The 3019-nt window shown below is 70.7% G+C and carries 3 protein-coding genes; all 3 read left to right on the plus strand.

Annotated elements, in window-relative coordinates; all coding sequences use genetic code 11:
* A partial coding sequence (locus tag G6023_RS07890) for an AMP-binding protein (protein WP_182634854.1) occupies positions 1-1309 on the plus strand: 1309 nt, incomplete at its 5' end.
* Between the two features lie 141 nt (positions 1310-1450).
* Positions 1451-2236 carry an electron transfer flavoprotein subunit beta/FixA family protein gene (locus G6023_RS07895; protein ID WP_182634856.1) on the plus strand — a complete coding sequence of 262 codons (786 nt, stop codon included), beginning with the start codon at positions 1451-1453 and terminating at the stop codon, positions 2234-2236.
* A gap of 52 nt (positions 2237-2288) precedes the next feature.
* The coding region (locus G6023_RS07900; protein ID WP_182634859.1) for an electron transfer flavoprotein subunit alpha/FixB family protein at positions 2289-3019 on the plus strand (731 nt) is incomplete at its 3' end.

Raw genomic sequence — 3019 nt, forward strand, 5'->3', positions numbered from 1 at the left:
GATCGCCGTCCTCATCGCCGACGCGGAACTCCTCGCGGGGCTGGGCGACGAGGTCCCCGACGCGCTGCGTCTCGTCCTGGTCGCCCCGGACGCCGACGGCACGCAACCCGACCCGGCCCGCTTCGGCCCGCGCGCCGAGGCCCTCGAGGACGCTCTGGCGTCCGCCTCCCCGCAGCCGGTCTCGTGGACGGTCGCCGACGAGGACTCCGTTATCGCGGTCAACTACACCTCCGGCACCACCGGCCGACCGAAGGGCGTCATGTACACGCACCGGGGCGCCTACCTCAACTCCCTTGGCGAGATCGTCACCCAGGGCCTGGACGCCGACTCGAAGTACCTCTGGACGCTGCCCATGTTCCACTGCAACGGGTGGTGCACGACCTGGGCGCTGACCGGTGCGAGGGGGACCCACGTGTGTCTGCGCGCCGTCCGCGGGGACGAGATCTGGAGACTGTTCGACGACGAGGGGGTCAACCGCCTGGCCGGTGCACCAGCCGTGTTGTCCACCATCGCCGACGACCCGGCCGCCCGGCCGATCGACGGGATCCGCATGGTCACCGCCGGGGCGCCGCCCTCGCCGACCATCCTGCGCCGCTTCGAGGACCTCGGCATCGACGTCACCCAGGTGTACGGACTGACCGAGACCTACGGCCCGTTCACGGTGTGCACCCCGCAGCCCGGATGGGCCGACCTGGATCCGGACGAGCGGGCCGGGCTCAAGTCGCGCCAGGGCGTCGCCATGATCCACGCCGACACCGTGCGTGTGGTCGAGCGCACCTCACCGGGGGAGAGCCGGCTGGTCGACGTCCCCGCCGACGGCGTGACCATGGGCGAGGTCGTCATGACCGGCAACGGGGTCATGAAGGGGTACTTCGGCGACCCCGAGGCCACGGCCACCGCGTTCGCCGGCGGGTGGTTCCACTCCGGCGACCTGGGCGTCATGCACCCGGACGGATACGTGCAACTGCTGGACCGCGCCAAGGACGTCGTGGTCTCCGGCGGCGAGAACATCTCCACCATCGAGGTCGAGCAGGCGGTCGTGTCCCACCCCGACGTGGTCGACTGCGCGGTCGTGTCCATGCCCGACGAGAAGTGGGGCGAGCGTCCCAAGGCCTACGTCGTGGTCCGGCCGGGCTCCACGCTCGACGAGGCCGCCGTGATCGAGCACTGCCGGACCAGGATCGCGCGCTACAAGGTGCCCGGTGCGGTGGAGTTGACCGAGGCCCTGCCCCGGACGTCGACCGGAAAGGTCCGCAAGAACGAACTGCGCGACGCCGCCTGGTCCGGCTGGGACAAGCGCATCAACTGACGAACCCGGAGCCGCCGACCGCCCCGGCCCCGTCACCGCGGCCACGGCCGCGTTATTGTGTCTGGCAGGACCACAATCCGGTGCGCCCGGTCTAGACGGGGGCGCACCCCGCCCCGACTCGCAGGAGGTCGACGCAGGCCCATGACGAACATCGTCGTACTGATCAAGCAGGTTCCCGACACCTATTCCGAGCGCAAGCTCACGGACGGGGACTACACCCTGGACCGCGAGGCCGCGGACGCGGTCCTGGACGAGATCAACGAGAAGGCCGTCGAGCAGGCGCTCCAGATCAAGGAGGCCCACGGCGGCGAGGTGACCGTCCTGTGCGCCGGTCCGGACCGCGCCACCGAGGCCATCCGCAAGGCCCTGTCCATGGGCGCCGACAAGGCCGTCCACCTCAACGACGAGGCCCTGCACGGTTCCGACGTCGTCCAGACCTCGTGGGCCCTGGCCAACGTGCTGGGCACCATCGAGGGCACCGAGCTGGTCATCGCCGGCAACGAGGCCACCGACGGCCGCATGGGTGCCGTCCCGGCCATCCTCGCCGAGTACCTCGGCCTCCCGCAGCTGACGCACATGCGCACCCTGGAGATCACCGACGGCGTCGCCAAGGGCGAGCGTGAGACCGACGAGGGCATCTTCGAGGTCGAGGCCACCCTGCCGTGCGTCGTCTCCGTCGGCGAGAAGATCAACGAGCCGCGGTTCCCGTCCTTCAAGGGCATCATGGCCGCCAAGAAGAAGCCGGTCGAGTCCCTCACGCTGGCCGACGCCGGCGTCGAGGCCGCCCAGGTGGGCAAGGACAACGCCGCGTCCAGCGTCACCTCCGCGAGCCCCAAGCCGCCGCGCGCCGCCGGCGAGAAGGTCACCGACGAGGGCGAGGGCGGCAACGACGTCGCCAAGTACCTCGTGTCGCAGAAGCTCATCTGACGCGAACTCACCCCGACCGACTCATCCCAGTCTTTTTCAAGGAGAATCCACCATGGCTGAAGTCCTCGTCGCGGTCGAGCACGTCGACGGCGAACTCAAGAAGGTGTCCCTCGAGCTGCTGACCGCCGCTCGTGCCCTCGGAGAGCCCTCCGCGGTCGTCTTCGGTGAGACCGGCACCGCCGCCGCGCTCACCGATGCCCTCAAGGAGGCCGGCGCGGAGAAGATCTACGTCGCCGAGGGTGACGCGGTCCAGAACTACCTCGTCACCCCCAAGGTCGACGTCCTGGCCGGCCTCGCCGAGCAGGGTGCGGCCGCGATCGTCCTGGCCGCCACGTTCGAGGGCAAGGAGGTCGCGGGTCGTCTCGCGGCCCGCACCGGCTCCGGCACCCTGTGTGACGTCGTGGAGATCAAGTCCGACGGTTCGGCCGTCCACTCGATCTTCGGTGGCGCCTTCACCGTCGAGGCGACCGTCTCCGGCGAGACCCCGATCTACACGCTGCGTCCGGGCTCCGTCGAGGCCGCCCCGGCCGCCGGCGCCGGCGAGGTCGTCGAGGTGCAGGTCCCCGAGCCCGAGAACGCCGCCAAGGTCATCTCGCGCAACCCGATCGTGGGCGGCGACCGCCCCGAGCTCACCGAGGCGACCGTCGTCGTCTCCGGTGGTCGTGGCGTCGGCTCCGCGGACAACTTCGAGAAGGTCGTCGAGCCGCTCGCCGACTCGCTCAAGGCCGCCGTCGGCGCGTCGCGCGCCGCCGTGGACTCGGGCTACTACCCGGGCCAGTTCCA

Origin of the sequence: Dietzia sp. DQ11-71 (genome assembly GCF_014144995.1) — a bacterium.
Taxonomy (GTDB): Bacteria; Actinomycetota; Actinomycetes; order Mycobacteriales; family Mycobacteriaceae; genus Dietzia; species Dietzia kunjamensis.

Bases quoted from the DNA above. Each gene is read 5' to 3' on its own strand.
- G6023_RS07895 (WP_182634856.1), top strand. From the start codon at position 1,451: ATGACGAACATCGTCGTACTGATCAAGCAGGTTCCCGACACCTATTCC.